This window comes from Arthrobacter sp. UYEF36 (assembly GCF_040547025.1).
Taxonomy (GTDB): Bacteria; Actinomycetota; Actinomycetes; order Actinomycetales; family Micrococcaceae; genus Arthrobacter.
In genome coordinates this window covers 398,689-416,716 of sequence record NZ_JBEPOX010000002.1, presented here as the reverse complement: position 1 = coordinate 416,716, position 18,028 = coordinate 398,689, and the positions used below count along the sequence as shown (strand labels likewise).

Here is an 18,028-nt window from a genome sequence, read left to right as displayed (position 1 = left end):
CTATTCCAGCTCCGACGTCCTCTTGTAGCTCCGCACCGCGTTGTTGACGGTGGGGAAGAAGTGGTCGGGGCCGAACCGGCTGCTCACCCCGAAGCGGATCAGGCGGTCCTTGATGGGCCCCTTCATTTCGGCGAAGACCAGGCTGATGCCCCGCTTCGCAAGCTCGTCGTCGAGCGCCACGAGGTCATCCAGTGCGGTGGTGTCCAGACCGGTGATGGCCTCCGACGCCACGATGACCCACCGTACCGGGTCCGGGGCGTTGGCCACGAGCGTCCGGATGTGTTCGGTGAAGACGGCGCCGTTGGCGAAGAACAGCGGGGCGTCGAAGCGTGCGATCACGAGGCCGGGGACGCGCTGGCCCTCGGGGTGCCGGCTCAGGTCGTGATATCCGGGCACGTCCCCCACAATCCCCAGCTCGGTGCGGTACGGGTCCAGGGCCCGCAGCACAAAAGCGATCAGGGACAGTCCGATCGCGACCACAATGCCTTCCAGCACACCCACAAAAGCGACGCCCAGGAAGGTCGCAACCAGCAGGGCGGCCTCGGTCCGGCTCATCCTGAGCAGCCGGAGGAGCGTCTTCAGGTCGAGGATCGACGCCGCGGCAACCATCACGACCCCGGCCAGCACGCTGGAGGGCAGGAAGGTCGTCAGCCCGGGCGCCAGGATCATAAACAGCACCACAAGGGCGGCGGCAACGGCGCCGGTCAGAGGGCTCTTGGCGCCGGCCTCGACGGCGATCGGTGTGCGCGAGGTGCTGCCGGAGATCGGAAACCCGCCGAAGAGGCCGCTGGCCACGTTCGCCACGCCGAGGGCACCCATTTCCTGGTTGCCGTCGACTTGGACGCCGCTCCGGGCGGCGAAGCTCTTGGAGAGGACCGAGGTGTCGGCAAAGGCAATCAGGGCGATGCCCGCCGCCGGCCCGAGCAGAGCGATGACGTCTTCCAGGCTGATTCCGTCGAGGGCGGGCGCCGGCAGGCCTTGGGGCAGGGCACCTACGGTGGGCAGTGCCGCCGTCAGGTCCAGGACGGAGGTCAGCGCTGTCGCTGCCGCGACGGCGATCAGCACGCCGGGGATCTTCCAGGGCAGGGAGCGGCACCCCAGGATGACGGCGATGGTGCCGGCGCCGAACAGAAACGCGACAGGATTGATGGCGCCCTGGGCCACGGCCTGCGCCGTCCCGGTGGCAGTGTTCACCAGCGAGCCGCCGGCGCCGGAAATGCCGAGCAGCTTGGGCAGTTGGCTCAACATGATGACAATGGCGATTCCGTTGAGGTAGCCAACGCGGATGGGTTTGGACAGCAGCCCGGTGACAAACCCCAATTTGAAGACCCTGCCGGCCAGCAGCAGGCCTCCGATCAGCAGCGCCAGAACGCCGGCGAGGGCCACCGCGTGGTCCGGATCCGTGCCGGCAAGCGGCAGGACGGCGGCGGCGATCATCGGTGCCAGGCTGGAATCCGGGCCGATGATCAGGACCCGGGAGGGCCCGAAGACGGCATAGGCGAGCAGGGGGATGATCGAGGCGTAGAGACCCGTGACGGCCGGCAGCCCGGCGGCCTCCGCATAGGCCATGCCCGCCGGAATGAGGAACGCGCTGAGGGCGGCGCCGGCGGCCAGATCGGATTTCAGCCAGGGCCGTTCATAGGCCCGCATCATTCTCAGGCCGGGCGGGAGTTTCGGTGCCCTGGCGCCGCGCACGGTGGACCCTGGCTACGCGGCGGGGGACGCGGAGTCGCCGGCCGCCGGTGCGTCCTGGCCGTACTCCGCCGAAATGAGGATGGGGAGGTGGTCCGACGCCCCCCGCGGCAGGGTTTCGACACTCTCGATGTTGAGCCCCTGGGAGGTTGCGAAGTCGAAGTGGCCCTTGAAGACCTTGTACCGCGTGTACGTCCGCCGGTCACTCAGGGTCAGGTCGTAGCCGGCATCCTTCATCTGGGCCGTGAGGTTCTTGGTGAAGAAGGGGTAGTTGAAGTCGCCCACCATCAGGGACATCAGGCCGCCGCCCATGCTGAGCAGTTCCGCGTGCGCGGCGTGGATCTGGTTCCGCCGCAGTGAATTCGACGCCGTCAGGGGGGCCGCGTGGAACGACGCGATGACGAGGTCGTGGTCCGTCTCATTGTCGATCACCCGGGTGCCGATGAGCCGCTCGTGCGCGGGGGACAGGACGCGGTCGTGCAGCGATTTCTTCAGGGCGAAGGTCTTCGTCTCGTACGCCGTGAACCGGTCCATGCGGTAGTAGATCGCCAGGCCCAGCCGGTTGCCTTTGGTGGCGTCGGCAAGGTGCAGGTCACCAATGGTGTCCGGGAGGTCGTTGGTGTCGCACTCCTGGAGACACAAGGCATCAATCTCAAAATTCCGGGCCAGATCAACCAGCTCACCGCTGGCATGGTGCTTTCGCAGGTTGTAGCTGATGACTCGAATCAGGGGAGCACCTCTTCGGTGGATAGTGGCGGAAAGTCTGCTTCCGAGTCTACCCAGTCCAGGGCAAAGGCAACGCGGAACGGCGCGGTCATCGCGGAGAGCGGCAACACGGCCTCGAACCAGGACCGGATCTGAGACGCAGGGACCAACGGGACTGCCCGATGTCCACGGCCCAGTTTCGGGTCTTGCCCCACCGCCCATCCCTGGAGGATTTTCCGCGGGGTGAATGTGCCTGGCGGGGCATGGCCCGGACAACCTCCTCAGCGTGGTGTCACCGCGGGGACCGGGGTGTGATTGCCAGGTAACTGACGCTGCCCACGGAGAAATGCTGTTCGGCGTGGGGGACCTTCGGCCCTGTGATGGCTTTCTCCTCAGTGGCCACGCTGGTACGTGAGAGGCAACCACACTCTGGCAGGACATGCTGCAGCCGTCGCCCCAAGCTCCCGGGAAGGATCTCAGCCGTGGACGATAGAGCGCTGCAGCGGCTCACCGGCTGGGCCGCCGTTGGGATGCTGGTCTTCTGGGCGGCCCAGTTTCCGCTGTACCTGGTGCAGGACCCATCGGTGGAAATTTACGACGGCGCCGCCGGCGCGGCGGAGGCATGGCGGATCCGCAACATCATCTTCACCCGGATCCTCCTCGACCTGGGCCTGTACGTGACGGCGATGGTCTTCGCTGCCGGGCTCGGCGACCTCATCCGCAGGGCTGACACCGGCTACCGGTGGGCGGGGTCGCTTGTGGTCGCTTCCATGGCCGTGTGGGTGGGCGTGACCCTGGTGGCCAACGGATTAGAGGGGGGCCTGGCCTTGGACGCCATGGCTCCGGACCCCGACCCGTCAGTGAACCGAGCTCTGACCATGGGCTACATCCTGATCTATAACAGCTCCATCGCCTTCGCCGTAACCGGACTCTTCCTCGGTGCCGCCGGCTGGTCGGCCGCCGCCACCGGTGTCCTCCCACGCTGGACCCGGTGGATTGCCTATCTCGGCGTCCTGTTGTGCGCGGCGGCGGTGCCGTCAATGTACGGCGGCCCCCTGGACCCGGCCGGGTTCTACAACGCCGCTGGCTGGGGTCCGGTGATCGTAGCCAACCTACCCCCTGCCGTCTGGTTGGTGCTCGCGGCGGTGCTGATGCTGCGCCGCCCCGCACCAGTGGCCTCCGGAGCGGAGGATCAATGAGGAGGGAACGGAACCAGGGATGACGACGAAGGTGCCTAAACCCCTGCACGTGGCCGACGGCGTGTAGTGCTCACGCACATGCACCCGGACCACTCCGGGTCCGATTCCCAGCTGGCCCGCCGGTGGGGAGTTCCTATTTAAGTACACCCTGCCGAGCTGCCACAGGCGCGGGGGGACAGTTGCTGGACGAGTATGCCAACCCCTTGGACCGGTGGGTAATGCCTCGATCGCCGTGCTCGCCGAACTGCGGCCCCGAGTGCGGGGTCAGGGTCCGCGTCGAGGCCTGCAGCGTAAGCGGCGTCGACGTGCAGGGACGCCGGGAACTGTCGACGTCTCCGCCGGGTTCCCGTTCATGCCGGGCTCGGCAGAGACGTGCCGGAATTCAACGTTCAGGGTGCTGGCAGCGATTGCCCTATGCGGGACCCGGCTCCGGGTTCCTTTTAACAAGGGAAAGCCCCTCGGAAGGGGCCTTCAACGGATGGGACAGTTGTGACTGGTATTGGTCTGCGGTGATGTACTCCTCCTCCCCAGACGCTGTGTGCGCCTATGCCGGTTTCGGTGTTAAAAAACCTTAATAGTTGCTTGGCAGCCTGTCCAGCGACACGCCATGTCCGGCCGAAATTGCAGTACGGGCGGCGATGGCGGGGAGGTTGTCCGGGGTGTCGGACTATCAGGAGGTCCAGTGGAAGCGTCCCGACTTCCGGTGCCTGCGCGGAGAGAGGCTTTCCTGCAACCGCCGGGTACCGCAGTGTCGCCGTTGTGCGAGGACTTCAAGCTGCGGAACCTACACCGGGCCTTCGTCGGGCATCAGAGGAGGCGCAGCGTTGTTGAAGCATATGAAGGAGCGGTGGAAAGGCGCATAGTGGGGGATGACAAGTTCTTACGACCGGGGCGGCTCCGTCAGCAGCGGGGCTTCGCGGGACCATATCGAACGAGCGCTCGTGGACTATGGGGCGACGGACGTTCTTTTCAGTCAACTTGGAGACCGGAGCGCTATCGCGTTCAGGGGTGACGGGAGACAATTCCGTCTCGTCGTCTCCTTGCCGCGAGCAGCCGGAACACCATCAGTCCGTTGGGACACCGCGGAGGGCCCTCTCCGCGAAGCGAAGGCAAAAATCCTCGAACGCGCCATCCGCAGGTTTTGGCACGCTCTGGCTCTGGCAATAGATGCCAAGCTCGGCGCGGCGACGGCAGGCACTGCCACCCTTGAATCGGAATTCCTGGCCCATGTGGTTCTCCCCGGGAACCGGACTGTACTCGACGAACTCGAACCGATCATCGACTCTGCTTACCGGTCCGGCCGGCATCCCTCATTCGGCGATCCTGCCCCGTCTTTGCCCGCTGCAGAATCGCGGTTCTCTGTAGACTTCCCGCGCCTGCGCACGAAGGTGGGGCCGACAGTCCTCCATCAGGCGCAGCAGTCCCTCCACGGACTCTCGGCTCAGGGCGTGGGCAGAATCCTGCACAACATGGTCAGGATTCTTGGCGAGTGCGACAACTTCACGCGCCATCAGATGCTGGAGTTGATCGATCACGAACTGAGGCAGGAGCAGCCCCGCAAAGGACCTGCGCCGCAGCATCTGAATCGTGCCGGACACGCCATTCGCGGCTCGAATTTCCGCCCCTTCCATGCACCTGAATAGCCGTTGACTGGCCTCCGTCTGGCGGCCGGTAGGGGCCGCTCGGTACCAAGAGATAGATTCCACCGAAAGCGGCGGACGCCGCCATGTGACCTCGCTGCCCGTCCAGCTGCCGTCAGGAAGCCTGCCAGATCATCCGCATCTGAAGCCAGTCGATGCAAGAACAACGTCAGGCAGGGCACCCGGAAATGAAAACGGCACACACGGGGCCCCTTGGTCGTATTCTGAGTTCATGGCAAGTCCTTCCGATGAATCCGCCGTCTCAGAACTCCAGGACCTCATCACGGAATCAGGCACCGTCGGGGAGTTCCTGAACGAACTGGCGCTCTTCGCGGCCCGGAGCATCAGCCCGGCCATCGGCCATCCGGTCGCATGCGCCGTGGCGTTGCGGCGGCGCCGGCGCACCATCACGATCGCCGGAAGCAGCGAGGAAGCGCGCACCTTGGACCAGATCGAGCAGGCCCTCGGCAGCGGCCCCTGCATGATGGCACTGGAAACCAACACCACGGTCCTGCTCAACGACGTCAACCGCGACCCGCGCTGGCCGGACTTTCAACGAGAACTCACAGCCCGTGGCTACCACGCTGTCCTCGGAATCCCGCTCGAGCTCGGGAAGGATTCCTGGGCTGCACTTGACCTGTTCGCTCCGGCTGCGGGGGCCTTTACCCCGGCGGCCGTCGCCGTCGCCGAAGACTTCGCCAAGATCGCCGGTAACGCGTTGCGCTTGGCCGTCCGGATAGGAACCGAACAGCTCCTGACCGAAGACCTGAAAGCCGCCATGACAAGCCGGTCAACGATTGACCTCGCCTGCGGAGCCATCATGGCCCAAAACCGCTGCAGCCAGGAAGCGGCCTTCGCCATCCTGACCCGGGCCTCAAACAGCCGAAACCAAAAACTCCATCTCGTGGCCGAAGAACTGCTGCTCGGGCTCTCCGGCAACGTCCCGCCCGGCACCCGGTTCGATGCCTGAAAGACAACCCTGACTTCCCCGCCCTTCTAGACAACACGCCCCGGCTGTCCCATGAATCACCCTGCACCAGAATTGTCCCCGCTCCGGCCGGCTCTCGCCGGACCCGCTCCGGGGGAGAAGTGCCACAACGCTTCGTCATGGCAGTGACAACCTGCCTGGGTTCCTGGCAGATGCCGTTCCTGAGATGGGGAGGAAGGGCAACCAGCATCAGGTCCGGAGCGGGCAGACGCCCGGGAGGGTGTGCCGCCGTCGCCCACCTTATGTGTCTAGAGCGGAGGCCAATCCTCACGGCGGTATCCTAAAAAGCTTCCCCCCGGCGTCAGCGACGGCGCGGGCCGGTCCCAGAAGCGGAAAACCGGGTCCGACGTTTCCGTTACCGGTTTACGTCCCCCGTCGCCGGGAACAAAAGTACGCTCTGAATCTCCGGACATGGCGCTCCCGTGGTCTTGATCTGATGGGACACCGCCTCGAATACCGTACCGCCGTGCCCCCACGTCACGCTAGCCCCCGGAAGATGCCCTGAACAGGACCCTAGTACCGTACCCCTGCCGTTCGGTGCTCCTCGTCTTCTGTCCCGGTCTGGCCAGGTCCCGCTGCAGTTCTTCCAGCGCCGCGCCGCGTCCGATGCCGGGCACATCAAGGACCGCTGGGCCTTCAGGCGGGGCGCCCGCGTCGAGGCCCCACACGCCAGGCGACGTCGGGCGCAACCCGAGTTCTCCCAGGGGGCCGCGCAGCTGGCCGCCCCCTGGACGGGTGTGCTTAGCGGCCGCCGGCCCCGCGCTGCCGCGTTCTCCCCGGCGGTCGAGGAGCCCTGCTGCTGCGCCGGTGCCGGCGCCGGTAGAGGGCGAAGGCCAGGACGGTGATGGCGGCCAGGTCGGCGGCGATAGGAAGTAGGGGCGTCATGGGTACTCCGGAATCAGTGGTGCTGCGCTCGCTGGCGCTGCCGATGGTGCGGAAGCGATAGTGTGTTCTGGGATTACCAGCCACGCGAAAGGGCAGACACTGATGACTGCTGAACTACCGGAGCTTGCCGAGGGCGATTTCTATTACGAGGTATTGGGCGGCGGGCGTTTCCGCTCCACCATCCACGCCCAGGGCGCCTGGAACGAACACGAGCAGCACATGGCCCCGGCCTCCGGCATCATGGCCGACTGCCTGGACCGGCACGAGCCGCGCGATGACATGCGGATGGCGCGGCTGAGCTACGAGATTCTTGGCCTGATTCCCGGCGGTGAGTTCGAGGTCGTCACCACCACCCTCCGCCCCGGCCGGACGATCGAACTGGTGCAGGCCGAGCTGACCGCCGGCGGCCGCACCGCGATCCGCGCGACGGCCTGGCGGATGGTCACCTCCGACACCAGCGCCATCGCGGCCTTTGAAGATCCGCAGATTCCCGCGCCGGAGGACTGCAAACCCTACGACGCCGCCAGCATCTGGCCCGGCGGTTATATCGCGTCGCTGGAAATGCGGATCGCCGACGGGCACCGCGCCGGGTCCGGAACGGTCTGGCTGCACACCGAACATCCGCTGACGGACCGGAAGGACAGCAGCGACCTCGCCCGGCTGGTCGGCCTGGTGGACACCGCCAACGGGATCGCCGCCCGCGTTCCCCCGGGCAAGGGCAGCTACGCCTTCCCCAACCTGGACCTCCAGATCCACATGTACCGGCGCCCCGACGGCGAATGGCTGGGGCTGGACAATGAGGTCTCGTTCGGCACGGACGGGATCGGCCTGACCTCGACCGTGCTGCACGACCTCAACGGCCCGTTCGGCCGCGCCGAGCAGATCCTGACGCTCCGGAAGTCCTAGGGCCCAGCCGGTCCCGCCGGCTTTAGTGGTGCGGGCCGGCGGCCGCCTAGTGGAAGACCAGCCAGCCGACCACGGTGGCCAGGCCCGTCAGCACGGCGCCCCAGGCGATGTCCGCCACCACGATGATCAGCGGCCAGTTCTTCAGGGTGGCGGCGTTGGTGAGGTCATAGGTGGCGTAGGCGAAGGTGCCCAGCGCGGCGCCGTAGCCGAGCGCCGTGAGCCAGCTGCCACCGTCGAGCGCCGGTTGGAGGGCGAAGAAAACGATCCCCGCGATGTACAGGACGTAGAAGACGACGGCGTAGCCTAGATGGGGCTTGTCCGCCATGAGGTGGCCCAGATGGCTGCGGTAGAACTTGCTCATCGACTTGAGCCAAACGGAATCAATAACGGCGAACGCGGCGGCCACGACGAGGAACTGCAAGATGAGCATAAGGGAGCATAACAAGATGCCGGAGGCCGCAGGCGCACCACGGACGCTGACGATATTCCGGCAGGAGGAATCCCTGGGCGCGGCCGCGGACCTGGACCTCGCCCTGGAGCTGCTGCGGAAGGTCAAAACCGGGGAGGTGGGCCCCATGATCCGGCTCTACCGGCCGGCGCCCACCGTGGCCTTCGGGCAGCGGGACACCCACCTGCCGGGTTTTGATGCTGCCGCGCAGGCCTGCCGCGGACTGGGCTTCGAACCGCTGGTCCGCAAGGCGGGCGGACGCGCCGCCGCGTACCACGAGAGGACCCTCGTGATCGATCACCTGGAACCGGACACGGACGCGATCGCGGGGGCCAAACGGCGTTTCTCCTTCTTCGGCGAGCTGCTGGCCAGCGCCCTGCGGAGCGCCGGCGTCGACGCCGCGGTGGGGGAGATCCCCGGCGAGTACTGTCCCGGGGAATTCAGCGTCCACGGCCAGGACCCGGAGTTTCCGCAGCACCAGCTCAAGCTGATCGGCACGGCACAGCGGGTGGTGGCCGGCGGCTGGCTCTTCAGCTCCGTCATCGTGGTGGAGAACTCGGCCCCGATCCGCGCGGTGCTGGAGGCCAGCTATGCCGCCCTGGGCCTGGACTGGGACCCGGCCACGGCAGGCGCCGTCAACGACCTCGTCCCGCACCTGGACGTGGACGCCATCGAGGCGGCCGTGATTGACACCTACTCCCGCTACGCCACCCTGGACTACGGCGAATTCGGCAGCCTGGTCGGCTGAGACCGCGCAGGACACGGAGAAGGCCGGGCACCAGCGGTGCCCGGCCTTCCTCATGGCTCAGCGGAACGGCCGCTGCCTAGTGGCCCCGGGCGATCCATTCCTCGAGCTGCGGCGCCTCGGCGCCGACCGTCGTCGGATCCCCGTGGCCGGTCCGCACCACGGTGTCCGCCGGGAGCGTCAGCAGCCGGGCCCTGATGGACCCGATGATGGTGGTGAAGTCACTGTAGGACCGGCCGGTGGCGCCCGGACCACCCTGGAACAGGGTGTCGCCGCTGAAGACGGTGCCCTCGCTCTCCAGGGTGAAGCACATGGAGCCGGGGGAATGTCCCGGCGTGTGCAGCGCCACGAGCCGGGCGCCGGCGACGTCGAAGGTGTCCCCGTCCTCGATCGCATGGTCCGGTTCGGTTCCCGGGAATACGCGCTCCCAGAGCATCCAGTCCTCGCGGTTGAGGTACACCGGGGCTTTGACGCGCCCGCGGACCTCGCCGACGGCGGCGATGTGGTCATCGTGGCCGTGCGTGAGCAGGATCGCGGTGACTTTGCGGCCGGCGACGGCCGCTTCGACGGCGTCGGGGTCGTGCGCCGGGTCGATCACGATGCATTCCGCGTCGTTGCCCACAACCCAGACGTTGTTGTCGACGTCCCAGGTGCCGCCGTCGAGCGAGAAGGTGCCCGAGGTGACCAGCCTGTCGATCCGGAGCCCGTCCACGGGGCCGCCGCTCACAGCTCCACGACCGAGCGCAGCACCGAGCCGGAGTGCATCTTGTCGAAGGCTTCCTCGATCTGGTCGATCGTGATCCGCTCCGTCACGAAGGCGTCCAAGTCCAGCTTGCCCTGCCGGTAAAGGTCGATCAGCATGGGGAAGTCGCGCGAGGGGAGGCAGTCGCCGTACCAGGAGGACTTGAGCGAGCCGCCGCGGCCAAACACGTCCAGCAGCGGCAGTTCCAGGGTCATTTCGGGGCTCGGGACACCCACCAGCACCACGGTCCCGGCGAGGTCGCGGGCGTAGAACGCCTGCTTGTACGTCTCGGGACGGCCGACGGCGTCGATCACGACGTCGGCGCCGAAGCCGCCGGTCAGTTCGCGGATCGCCTCCACCGGGTCCACGGCGGAGGAGTCCACGGTGTGCGTGGCGCCGAGGTCCTTGGCGCGGTCGAGCTTCTTCGGGTCGATGTCGACGGCGATCACCGTGGTGGCGCCGGCGAGCGCGGCGCCGGCAACGGCAGCCACCCCCACACCGCCGCAGCCGATGACGGCGACGGAATCGCCGCGCTTGACGTTTCCGGTGTTGATGGCCGCGCCGATGCCCGCCATCACGCCGCAGCCGAGCAGGCCGACGGCGGCCGGGTCAGCCTCGGGGTCAACCTTGGTGCACTGGCCGGCGGCAACAAGGGTCTTCTCGGCGAAGGCGCCGATGCCCAGCGCGGCGGTGAGTTCGGTGCCGTCCTCGAGCGTCATCTTCTGGGTGGCGTTGTGGGTGTTGAAGCAGTACTGCGGCTGGCCCTTGGCGCAGGCCCGGCATTCGCCGCAGACGGCGCGCCAGTTCAGCACCACGCGGTCGCCGGGGGCCACCTCGGTGACGTCCGGACCCACGGCGCTGACGACGCCGGTGGCCTCGTGGCCGAGCAGGAACGGGAAGTCGTCGTTGATGGCGCCCTGCTTGTAGTGCAGGTCGGTGTGGCAGACGCCGCAGGTGAGGATGTCCACGAGGGCCTCGCCGGGTCCGGGATCCGGGACCAGGACGGTCTCCAGAGTGACGGGAGCTCCCTTGGAGCGGACTACTGCGCCTGTGACTTTATGGACCATGGAAATAGCTCCTCTGCTCTGGTCGCGGTTCTCGCCGCAAAATTCTTTGTCGCAACACTTCCGTCACTCGGGACGTCCGTCATGCAAAATTCTGTCGTACAACGCGGTGCGGCGCGGCCCCCCGGGGTGGCCGCGCCGTCGTCGTTATTGGTTCAGGGGTGGCCCTAGGCCGCGAGGCGGCTCTTGACCTCAGCCGCGGAGGGGTTGGTGGCCGCGGTGCCATCCGGGAACAGCACGGTCGGGACGGTGCGGTTGCCTCCGTTGAGCTTCTCCACGAGATCTGCGGTGCCATCCACTTCTTCGATGTTGATCTCGGTGTACCCGATGCCCTGGGCGTCCAACTGCTTCTTCAGGCGGTTGCAGTAGCCGCACCAGGTGGTCGAAAACATGGTGATGGTGCCGGATTCGGGGGTGAAGTCCACGAAGTTCTCCTTCAAGCTGGTTGATGGCGCGCAGTGGCAGCGCCGGTTGCCGACAAAAGTCGTACGTCACTCCCAATAACCGTAACCCGGGGACCGGTATTCCCGCAGGGCCGGGAGCTGCCCGCTACTCCGTCGGACGCGAATTCGCGGGAGAGCTGCGAAGTCGCTGGAAAGTTCCGGCGACTTCGCACGTTTCCGGCGATCTCGGCGGGCTCAACCGGGATTCCCTCGCTGGATGACAGGGATTGGGCGCGGTGGCATGCTGGTGCCATGTGTGGACGCTACGTGATGGCCCGGGCCGTCGGGGACCTGCTGGCCGAGTTCGACGCCGGGCTCGAGGACGAGATCGCGATTCCGCCGTCGTGGAATGTGGCCCCGACGGCGGATGTTCCGATCCTGCTCGAACGGCTGGTGGACGGGGAACCGGTCCGGCAGTTGCATATCGCGCGCTGGGGGCTGGTGCCGTCCTGGGCCAAGGACCCGGGGATCGGCTCGAAGATGATCAACGCGCGCAGCGAGAGTGTGCTCGAGAAGCCGGCGTTCCGGAAGGCCACCCGGGCCCGGCGCTGCGCGGTCCCGGCGGACGGCTACTACGAATGGAAGGGCGAGGGCCGTGGCAAACAGCCCTATTACGTGCACCCGAGGGACGGCCGCCCGATGGTCTTCGCCGGACTCTACGAATGGTGGAGGGACCACTCCAAAGCCGAGGATGACCCGGAGCGGTGGCTGCTGTCGACGTCGATCATGACCACCGACTCACCGCCGGAGGGCTATGCCGGCGGAATGCTGGCCGAACTCACGGCCCTGCACGACCGGGTGCCGCTCCCGATGGACCGGGCGACGATGCAGGCGTGGCTTGACCCCCAGGCCGACGACGCCGCCGGGCTGGTGGACCTGGTCCGGGCCGGGGCGCACGACGTCGCTGAAGGCTGGACGATCGACGCCGTCGGCACCGCCGTCGGGAACGTGAAGAACGACTCCGCGGAACTTATCCATCCGGTGGGGAGCCTGTTCTAGGGAGGCTTCAGCGCAGCGCGTTGGAGTAAACGGGCGGTAAACCTTGGTGGCACTGGCGTCCTCGGCCGGCATTGCTGAACACTGCAGCATCCGGTGCGGACCCGGTGGGCCACGATCCGTTCTTCGGTCACTTCCTCGACTACCGGCTGGAAGACCGGCACCTGAACCCGTGACGGCACAGCAGTTCCAATACCGCCAGGAAAATTCCCTCCGTGGTTTCCGGATGCCTGAGTGGTGCCGCCAGCAGACGCGGCACCACCGATGTTTCATAGCTCACCGCACACCGGCTCGAATAGCGTGCCGCCGTGTGCTCCAAGTCACGTTAGCGGCGCGTGTGAACAGCTCAATAGGGTCTTAGTGCCCTTGGCCCCGTGATGAGGAGTCATCCGGAGCTGGCTTCATCGTTCAGAGCGTTACTTTCCCGCCGCCGTCGACCGCCCAGCTGGGATTGAACGCGACTTCCCAGCGGTAGCCGTCGGGGTCGGCGAAGTACCCGGTGTACCCGCCCCAGGGCTGGGTCTTTGGCTCAGCGATAATTTCCGCCCCGGCCGACTCCGCCTCCGTCATCACCCAGTCGACTTCCGCCGTGCTGGCCAGGTTGTGGCTCAGGGTGATGCAGGGACGGCGGGTAGGGGGATCGGTGGCGGCTTCGGCCTGCATCTGCCCGGCGTCCCAAAGCGAGAGGATGAGGCCGTGGTTGGCCTGGATGAAGAGGACCTCGCCACGGACTTCCCGGTGCACAGGCCAGCCCAGGCCATCTACATAGAAACTGCGGGAGGCGTCAACACTGCGGACACCCAGGGAAATTAAATCGACTCGTGGCTGCATCTTTCGATACTGTCATGGACATGTCCACAAATCACCAAGACGATAAAGCTGCCAAGGCCGACCGGGAACAGCTCGCCGCCGTGCGTGTGGCTGTTGACGAGGTGGACGAGCAGATCGTTGCGCTGATCGGACGCCGCGAGCGCCTGATCCGGATCGCCGGAACCCTCAAGGCCGACAGCGCCGAGGTACGTGCCCCCGGGCGCGTGGAACGGGTTATCGAACACGTCCGTGCCACGGCGGAACAGAAGGACATCGACGTCGAACTTGTCGAGAAGACCTACCGGGCCATGATCGACGCCTTCATCACGCTGGAACTGGGAGTCTACAAAGCCAGCTCCTAGCGCGGGAGCCTAGAGGGATTCCTCCACCTGGACGTTCGCCTGGTATTCGCGGCCGTCACAATCGCTGAAAGCCGTCATAAGGTGTCCCTTGGACAGTCCCATGATCGTGCTGAGCGGGAAGTACCCGGTAATGGTGTTGCCGGAGTGCTCCACACCCTTGAGGTCAAAGTTCTCTTCCGTGCCGTCGTGGCTGAAGCAGTAGAAGGACACAGCCTCCCCGTTCATGAACTCGATCCCCATTCGTCGCTGGTGGGAGTGATCCGGGGTTGCTGCCACAAGCCCCACCACGTAGGCGCCCTGACCGGGGATATTTCCGTCTATATCGAACTTCGCCACCAGGGACGTGTCCTCGGCGGCGATGCTTACGTGCTTCAGAAGTGCGTTATGGGAGCTCATGGCTCAATCCTGCTACCTGTGCCTGCGTGCGTCCACCCCTGATCTAGGTTTTGCCCCGGCACCGTCGTAGACTGGAGTTGTTCGAAGATATGTTCGAATAGCTGCCGACTGTTTGGGTACAGACGGTTTTTACAGATGGTGTGTTCCGGGAGGCGCGATGGGCATGTTCAGCGAGTCAGTGGACGTCGTCTGCACACCCTCCGGCCAGCCCCTGAAACTCGACTGGGCCGGCGGCCGCTACACCGTCTGCGCTGAACCGGTCCGCTGGTACGAGCGGCGCCAATGGTGGGCCGAAGAACAGCGGGCCCCCCTGGGCAGCGGCCCTGGCCTGGTGGACCATGAGATCTGGCGCGTCCAGGTGCGCCGGGCGGAATCCCCTGACACGGATAGCCTCACCCTTGACCTGACCCGGCATGTGGGCAGCGGGCGCTGGCGGCTGCTGCGGATCCATGACGCCCTGCGTCCAATCCGGAAGCCCGAATCAGCATGAGCTTCACCCATCTCCATGTCTCCACCGCCTTCAGTGCCCACTACGGGGTCTCCTGGCCGGAGGAGCTGGCCGCCGCCGCAGCCTCGGACGGGGCGACGGCGCTCGCCTGTACGGACCGCGACGGTCTCTACGGGACGGTCAAGCACCTGTTGGCCTGCATGGCCGCGGGACTGGACCCGGTCGTCGGCGTGGACCTTGCGGTCTTTGACGACGACGGCGACCTCCGCACCCAGGTGGGGGGACGCGTCGTCGTGCTGGCCCACGGGCACAACAACGGCGCCGGCTACCGTGCGCTGTGCCGGCTGATCTCCGATGCGCATGCCCGTACCACGGGCAAGGCCGGGGGAGCGGTGCCCGTCGCGGTGACCCGGGCCGAGCTGGCCTCGCGCACCCTGCACCCGGAAACCCTCCAGCCGGTGCTCACCGTCCTGATCGGCCCGGACTCCGACGTCGGACGTGCCATGGGCGGCCGGCGCTACCTGCGCCCCCGCACGCTGTTCAAACGCTGGCTCGATGCCATGCCGCCCGGAACGATCGCGGCCGAGGTGGTCAGCCAGCTCAGCCCGCCCGGGGAACCGCTCAGCACCGCCCACGCGGTGCGGATGCTCAAGCTCGCCGCCGAACACGGGGTTCCGGCGGTGCTGAGCAACGCCGTGCGGTATGTCGCCGAGGACGGAGCGGCCACCGCGGACGTGCTGGATTCCGCCCGCACCCTGAAGTCGCTGCCCGAACTCTCCGCCGCCCCGCTGCTCCAGCCCAACGGGCAGGCCTGGCTCAAATCCGCGGCGCAGATGCTCCAGCTGGGCAAGGAGATCATGCACGCCGCCGGGTACGGCGCCGCAGACCTCAAGAACCTGATGGCCCAGACCGAGGCGCTCGCGGACCGTTGCCGGATCGACCCGGTGACGGACATGGGATGGAAACAGCCCGTGGTGCCGGAAGCCTCGGTCATCGGAATCGGCGGGGACGCCCTGGTGGAGCTCACCCTGCGCTGCGAGGCAGGCATCAGCAGGCGGTTCCCGGGGATCGCCGGCAAACCCGCCGAGGAACTGCGCTCCCGGCTGGAGCACGAGCTGCGGATCATCGACAGCCTGGGCTTCGCGGCCTACTTCCTGACCGTGGCCGAGGTGTCCCGGATGATCCTGGACATGGGAGTCCGGGCGGCGGCCCGCGGCTCGGGGGCATCCAGCCTGGTCAACTACCTGATCGACGTCAGCCAGGTGAACCCGCTGCAGCACGACCTCATCTTCGAACGCTTCCTCTCCCGTGACCGCGCCACCCTGCCGGACATCGACATCGACGTCGAAAGCGCCGAACGGCACAACGTGTACCGGAAGATCTTTGAGCGCTTCGGCTCCGAGCGCGTCACGCTGATGAGCATGCAAAACGGCTACCGCGCTCGCGGTGCCGTGCGCGACGCCGGCCTGGCCCTGGGCATGGAGGAGGGCGAGATCGGGGACATCGCCAAGCAGCTGTGGCGGTTCTCCGCCCGAAACTTCCGCGAAGCCCTCGTGGAAAAGCCCGAGCTGAAGGAATTCGCGGGCCGGGTGGGGCAGCGTGATTTCAGTGAGAACCAGCAGCTGGACCTGCTGGTGGACCTCACCGAACGGCTGGACCGGCTGCCCCGCCACATCTCCATGCACCCGTGCGGGGTGATCCTGGGGGACGCCACCCTTCTCGACCGGACGCCCGTGCAGCCCAGCGGACTGGGCCTGCCGATGAGCCAGTTCGACAAGCACGACATGGACCCGATGGGCATGCTCAAACTCGACGTGCTCGGCGTCCGGATGCAAAGTGCCATGGCCTTCGCTGTCCGCGAAGTGATCCGCCTGCATCCCTCCAAAGCCGAGGTGGTAGCAGCAGGAGCCCACCCCGCGGGTCCGGACGGGACGGGCCCTGACTACATCGCAGACGACGGCAGCATCGACCTCAACGCCGTGCCGCTCGACGACGAACCCACGTATGAGCTGATCCGCAGCACCCACACCCTGGGCTGCTTCCAGATCGAATCGCCCGGGCAGCGGGAGCTCATCGGCAAACTCGCACCCAGGGAGTTCAATGACCTCATCATCGACATCTCCCTGTTCCGGCCGGGCCCGATGAAATCGGACATGGTCCGGCCCTTCCTGGAGCACCGGCACGGCTTCGCACCCGAGATTTATCCGCACCCGGACCTCAAGCCCGTCCTTAAGGAGACGCACGGCGTCACGGTATTCCATGAGCAGATCCTGAAGACCTTTGACGTTATGACCGGATGCGGGCTGGCGCGGGCCGACGAATTCCGCCGCGCCCTCGGCAACGAGGTCCTGGAGGGCCGGGTGGAAGAGTTCTTCCGAAAGGAGGCCCGGTCGCGGGGGTACAGCCCCTCCGTGGTGGACAAGGTGTGGGGCACGCTCAAGGCCTTCGGCAGCTTCGGGTTCTGCAAAGCCCACGGTGCCGCTTTTGCCGTGCCCACCTACCAGTCGGCCTGGCTCAAGACCCACCACCCGGAGGCCTTCCTTGCCGGGCTGTGGGAACACGATCCCGGGATGTATCCCAAGCGGCTCCTGGTGGCTGAAGCCCGGCGGCTGGGGATCCCCATCCTGCCCCTGGATATCAACCGCAGCCGGGCCGAGTACCGGGTGGAACGCGTGGCCACCGGACCGGACCGCGGCAAGCTGGGCATCCGGCTGAGCCTGAACGGCATCTACGGCCTCTCCGGAACAGAGCTGAAACGGATCGTGGCCGGACAGCCTTATGACTCGCTCGCGGACCTGCGGGCCAGGTCACGGCTGAGCAAACCCAGCATCCAGCGGCTGGCCCAGCTGGGGGCCTTCGATTCCCTGCACCGGGCTTCCGGCGGGAAAGCCAACCGCGCGGACCTGGTGCAGCATCTGCAGACCCTGCAAAGCAGGCCACAACGGAAAGGCATCGACGTGATCGAGGGGCAGCTGTCGCTGCCGCTGGGTGACGTCGAGCTGAAAAACCTTAAGGCGGCCCTGCCCGCGCCCACCCTGGTCGATACCGTCCGGGCCGAGCTGGACCTGTTGGCGGTTGACGTCAGCGACCACCTGATGGCCAGCCACCGGCCGCTGCTGGACCGGCTGGGTGTCACCACCGCGGACCGGCTGCTGGGACTGCGCAATGGCACCGAGGTGCTGGTCGCCGGGGTCCGCGTTGCCACCCAGACCCCTCCGATGCGCGGAGGGCGCCGCGTGGTATTCATCAGCATCGACGACGGCACGGGCTGCGTGGACTCGGTCTTCTTCCATGAGGCCCAGGAGCTGGCCGGGCAGCTGCTGTTCGGCACCCGGCTGCTGCTGATCCGGGGAACCACCCGGCGGACCGGACCGCGGGGGATCAGCATCAGCGCCAGCATGGCCTGGGACCTGAGCCGCACCGAGACCCTGCCCTTCCCGGTGCCGGCTTCCGGGATCCCGGAGCGCCGGGAACCGGAGCCTCCCGGCGCGCTGGAGGGGATCAGCCGAAACCTCGCCATTACCGGGATGGGAGGCTGAGTGGCGCGTTGGTTGGCCTC

At 66.8% G+C, this 18,028-nt stretch carries 19 protein-coding genes; 10 read left to right on the top strand and 9 right to left on the bottom strand.

Going from position 1 to position 18,028, the window contains the following annotated elements:
- Together ABIB29_RS05935 and ABIB29_RS05930 are read right to left on the bottom strand one after the other, a co-directional pair.
- Window positions 1-1,695, bottom strand: coding sequence for a SulP family inorganic anion transporter (locus ABIB29_RS05935; RefSeq protein WP_354170920.1), 1,695 nt, complete (start codon window positions 1,693-1,695; stop codon window positions 1-3).
- A 12-nt stretch (window positions 1,696-1,707) separates the two neighbouring features.
- Window positions 1,708-2,418 (bottom strand): endonuclease/exonuclease/phosphatase family protein, encoded by a 711-nt coding sequence (locus tag ABIB29_RS05930; protein ID WP_354171104.1) that lies wholly within the window; start codon window positions 2,416-2,418, stop codon window positions 1,708-1,710.
- A gap of 461 nt (window positions 2,419-2,879) precedes the next feature.
- Between ABIB29_RS05930 and ABIB29_RS05925 the strand changes: the two genes are divergently transcribed.
- The 4 genes from ABIB29_RS05925 (at window position 2,880) to ABIB29_RS05910 (ending at window position 6,206) form a co-directional block, all read left to right on the top strand.
- The gene (locus ABIB29_RS05925) at window positions 2,880-3,596 is read left to right on the top strand and encodes a hypothetical protein (protein ID WP_354170918.1); all 717 of its coding nucleotides are present in this window, start codon (window positions 2,880-2,882) and stop codon (window positions 3,594-3,596) included.
- 66 nt (window positions 3,597-3,662) lie between these two features.
- Window positions 3,663-3,737, top strand: a complete 75-nt coding sequence (locus tag ABIB29_RS05920) for a hypothetical protein (protein WP_354171103.1) — start codon at window positions 3,663-3,665, stop codon at window positions 3,735-3,737.
- 728 nt (window positions 3,738-4,465) lie between these two features.
- The gene (locus ABIB29_RS05915; RefSeq protein WP_354170917.1) at window positions 4,466-5,239 is read left to right on the top strand and encodes a hypothetical protein; all 774 of its coding nucleotides are present in this window, start codon (window positions 4,466-4,468) and stop codon (window positions 5,237-5,239) included.
- 229 nt (window positions 5,240-5,468) lie between these two features.
- Complete coding sequence (locus ABIB29_RS05910) at window positions 5,469-6,206, top strand: GAF and ANTAR domain-containing protein (protein WP_354170915.1); 738 nt, start codon at window positions 5,469-5,471, stop codon at window positions 6,204-6,206.
- A gap of 759 nt (window positions 6,207-6,965) precedes the next feature.
- Here ABIB29_RS05910 and ABIB29_RS05905 read toward each other — a convergent pair.
- Window positions 6,966-7,109 (bottom strand): hypothetical protein, encoded by a 144-nt coding sequence (locus tag ABIB29_RS05905; protein WP_354170913.1) that lies wholly within the window; start codon window positions 7,107-7,109, stop codon window positions 6,966-6,968.
- Between the two features lie 102 nt (window positions 7,110-7,211).
- Between ABIB29_RS05905 and ABIB29_RS05900 the strand changes: the two genes are divergently transcribed.
- Window positions 7,212-8,015, top strand: coding sequence for a thioesterase family protein (locus ABIB29_RS05900; protein ID WP_354170911.1), 804 nt, complete (start codon window positions 7,212-7,214; stop codon window positions 8,013-8,015).
- 46 nt (window positions 8,016-8,061) lie between these two features.
- Here ABIB29_RS05900 and ABIB29_RS05895 read toward each other — a convergent pair whose 3' ends face one another.
- Window positions 8,062-8,445 carry a DUF2177 family protein gene (locus ABIB29_RS05895; protein WP_354170909.1) on the bottom strand — a complete coding sequence of 128 codons (384 nt, stop codon included), beginning with the start codon at window positions 8,443-8,445 and terminating at the stop codon, window positions 8,062-8,064.
- Between ABIB29_RS05895 and ABIB29_RS05890 the strand changes: the two genes are divergently transcribed.
- Entirely contained in the window at window positions 8,438-9,211 is a 774-nt protein-coding gene (locus ABIB29_RS05890; RefSeq protein ID WP_502915555.1) for a lipoate--protein ligase family protein, read from the top strand. The two genes, ABIB29_RS05895 and ABIB29_RS05890, sit on opposite strands and share 8 nt — an antisense overlap.
- Window positions 9,212-9,287: 76 nt before the next feature.
- On the opposite strand, the gene ABIB29_RS05885 is transcribed toward ABIB29_RS05890, so the two are convergent.
- From ABIB29_RS05885 to ABIB29_RS05875, 3 genes are all read right to left on the bottom strand, one after another.
- Entirely contained in the window at window positions 9,288-9,935 is a 648-nt protein-coding gene (locus ABIB29_RS05885) for an MBL fold metallo-hydrolase (protein WP_354170907.1), read from the bottom strand.
- The gene (locus ABIB29_RS05880) at window positions 9,932-11,017 is read right to left on the bottom strand and encodes an S-(hydroxymethyl)mycothiol dehydrogenase (protein WP_354170905.1); all 1,086 of its coding nucleotides are present in this window, start codon (window positions 11,015-11,017) and stop codon (window positions 9,932-9,934) included. The genes ABIB29_RS05885 and ABIB29_RS05880 overlap by 4 nt, the downstream gene beginning before the upstream one ends.
- 164 nt (window positions 11,018-11,181) lie before the next feature.
- Window positions 11,182-11,439, bottom strand: a complete 258-nt coding sequence (locus ABIB29_RS05875; RefSeq protein WP_056429693.1) for a mycoredoxin — start codon at window positions 11,437-11,439, stop codon at window positions 11,182-11,184.
- A gap of 270 nt (window positions 11,440-11,709) precedes the next feature.
- Between ABIB29_RS05875 and ABIB29_RS05870 the strand changes: the two genes are divergently transcribed.
- Entirely contained in the window at window positions 11,710-12,456 is a 747-nt protein-coding gene (locus ABIB29_RS05870; protein ID WP_354170903.1) for an SOS response-associated peptidase, read from the top strand.
- Window positions 12,457-12,861: 405 nt separating this feature from the next.
- On the opposite strand, the gene ABIB29_RS05865 is transcribed toward ABIB29_RS05870, so the two are convergent.
- A complete protein-coding gene (locus tag ABIB29_RS05865) occupies window positions 12,862-13,284 on the bottom strand; it encodes a VOC family protein (protein WP_354170901.1) in 423 nt (140 codons plus the stop codon).
- Between the two features lie 14 nt (window positions 13,285-13,298).
- Here ABIB29_RS05865 and ABIB29_RS05860 point away from each other — a divergent pair, with 14 nt between their 5' ends.
- On the top strand, window positions 13,299-13,625 hold the full coding sequence (locus ABIB29_RS05860) for a chorismate mutase (RefSeq protein WP_354171099.1): 327 nt from the start codon (window positions 13,299-13,301) through the stop codon (window positions 13,623-13,625).
- Window positions 13,626-13,634: 9 nt separating this feature from the next.
- Here ABIB29_RS05860 and ABIB29_RS05855 read toward each other — a convergent pair whose 3' ends face one another.
- Window positions 13,635-14,021, bottom strand: a complete 387-nt coding sequence (locus ABIB29_RS05855; RefSeq protein WP_354170899.1) for a hypothetical protein — start codon at window positions 14,019-14,021, stop codon at window positions 13,635-13,637.
- Between the two features lie 157 nt (window positions 14,022-14,178).
- Between ABIB29_RS05855 and ABIB29_RS05850 the strand changes: the two genes are divergently transcribed.
- Window positions 14,179-14,511, top strand: a complete 333-nt coding sequence (locus tag ABIB29_RS05850) for a DUF6504 family protein (protein ID WP_354170897.1) — start codon at window positions 14,179-14,181, stop codon at window positions 14,509-14,511.
- Complete coding sequence (locus ABIB29_RS05845; RefSeq protein WP_354170895.1) at window positions 14,508-18,008, top strand: DNA polymerase III subunit alpha; 3,501 nt, start codon at window positions 14,508-14,510, stop codon at window positions 18,006-18,008. The genes ABIB29_RS05850 and ABIB29_RS05845 overlap by 4 nt, the downstream gene beginning before the upstream one ends.
- Window positions 18,009-18,028 lie beyond the last annotated feature (20 nt).

Excerpts from the sequence above, each read along its gene's own strand:
- ABIB29_RS05915 (WP_354170917.1), top strand. The coding sequence starts at position 4,466 with ATGACAAGTTCTTACGACCGGGGCGGCTCCGTCAGCAGCGGGGCTTCG.
- ABIB29_RS05910 (WP_354170915.1), top strand. The coding sequence starts at position 5,469 with ATGGCAAGTCCTTCCGATGAATCCGCCGTCTCAGAACTCCAGGACCTC.
- ABIB29_RS05905 (WP_354170913.1), bottom strand. The coding sequence starts at position 7,109 with ATGACGCCCCTACTTCCTATCGCCGCCGACCTGGCCGCCATCACCGTC.
- ABIB29_RS05900 (WP_354170911.1), top strand. The coding sequence starts at position 7,212 with ATGACTGCTGAACTACCGGAGCTTGCCGAGGGCGATTTCTATTACGAG.
- ABIB29_RS05890 (WP_502915555.1), top strand. The coding sequence starts at position 8,438 with ATGAGCATAAGGGAGCATAACAAGATGCCGGAGGCCGCAGGCGCACCA.
- ABIB29_RS05895 (WP_354170909.1), bottom strand. The coding sequence starts at position 8,445 with ATGCTCATCTTGCAGTTCCTCGTCGTGGCCGCCGCGTTCGCCGTTATT.
- ABIB29_RS05880 (WP_354170905.1), bottom strand. The coding sequence starts at position 11,017 with ATGGTCCATAAAGTCACAGGCGCAGTAGTCCGCTCCAAGGGAGCTCCC.
- ABIB29_RS05870 (WP_354170903.1), top strand. The coding sequence starts at position 11,710 with ATGTGTGGACGCTACGTGATGGCCCGGGCCGTCGGGGACCTGCTGGCC.
- ABIB29_RS05865 (WP_354170901.1), bottom strand. The coding sequence starts at position 13,284 with ATGCAGCCACGAGTCGATTTAATTTCCCTGGGTGTCCGCAGTGTTGAC.
- ABIB29_RS05860 (WP_354171099.1), top strand. The coding sequence starts at position 13,299 with ATGGACATGTCCACAAATCACCAAGACGATAAAGCTGCCAAGGCCGAC.
- ABIB29_RS05855 (WP_354170899.1), bottom strand. The coding sequence starts at position 14,021 with ATGAGCTCCCATAACGCACTTCTGAAGCACGTAAGCATCGCCGCCGAG.
- ABIB29_RS05850 (WP_354170897.1), top strand. The coding sequence starts at position 14,179 with ATGGGCATGTTCAGCGAGTCAGTGGACGTCGTCTGCACACCCTCCGGC.
- ABIB29_RS05845 (WP_354170895.1), top strand. The coding sequence starts at position 14,508 with ATGAGCTTCACCCATCTCCATGTCTCCACCGCCTTCAGTGCCCACTAC.